This is a genomic window from Humibacillus sp. DSM 29435, from assembly GCF_001758225.1.
Classification (GTDB): Bacteria; Actinomycetota; Actinomycetes; order Actinomycetales; family Dermatophilaceae; genus DSM-29435.
On sequence record NZ_MAST01000049.1, the window covers coordinates 1 to 548 of the forward strand.

The 548-nt window shown below is 62.8% G+C and carries 2 protein-coding genes; both read left to right on the forward strand.

From position 1 onward, the window contains the following. The first annotated feature begins 15 nt into the window (after positions 1-15). Positions 16-273 carry a type II toxin-antitoxin system Phd/YefM family antitoxin gene (locus BA895_RS19365; RefSeq protein ID WP_070193539.1) on the forward strand — a complete coding sequence of 86 codons (258 nt, stop codon included), beginning with the start codon at positions 16-18 and terminating at the stop codon, positions 271-273. Position 274: 1 nt separating this feature from the next. Then, positions 275-532 (forward strand): Txe/YoeB family addiction module toxin, encoded by a 258-nt coding sequence (locus BA895_RS19370; RefSeq protein WP_070193538.1) that lies wholly within the window; start codon positions 275-277, stop codon positions 530-532. Positions 533-548 lie beyond the last annotated feature (16 nt).

Genomic DNA, 548 nt, shown 5'->3' on the forward strand with positions numbered 1-548 from the left:
GTACAGGAGGACATCATGAAGACCATGAGCTACACCGAGTCCCGGGCTCGCTACGCCGAGGTACTCGACGGCGTCGCCAACGACCGCGAGGAAGTGATCATCACCCGCGCAGGTCACGAGCCTGTGGTCATCGTCTCGCTCGAGGACTACGAGTCCCTTCGAGAGACCGCCTATCTCATGCGTTCCCCCGCCAATGCGCGACGTCTCCTGGATGCCATGGAGCGACTGGAGACGGGTCGCGGCACCGCGCATGAGTTGGTCGAGACCGACTGAGGTGTTGCTCGTCTGGGACCAGAACGCCTGGGAGGACTACCTGTGGTGGCAGGTTCAGGACCGCAGGGTCCTCAAGAGGGTCAACACGCTGCTGGCCGACATCCAACGCAACGGCAACGAGGGGATCGGTAAGCCCGAAGCCCTCAAGCATGACTTCGCCGGCTACTGGTCCAGACGCATCACCGACGAGCACCGCCTGGTGTACAAGGTCGTTGGCGATCAGGTCAGGATCGCTGCCTGCCGCTACCACTACGGTTAGTGCACTGTCCGCGGCA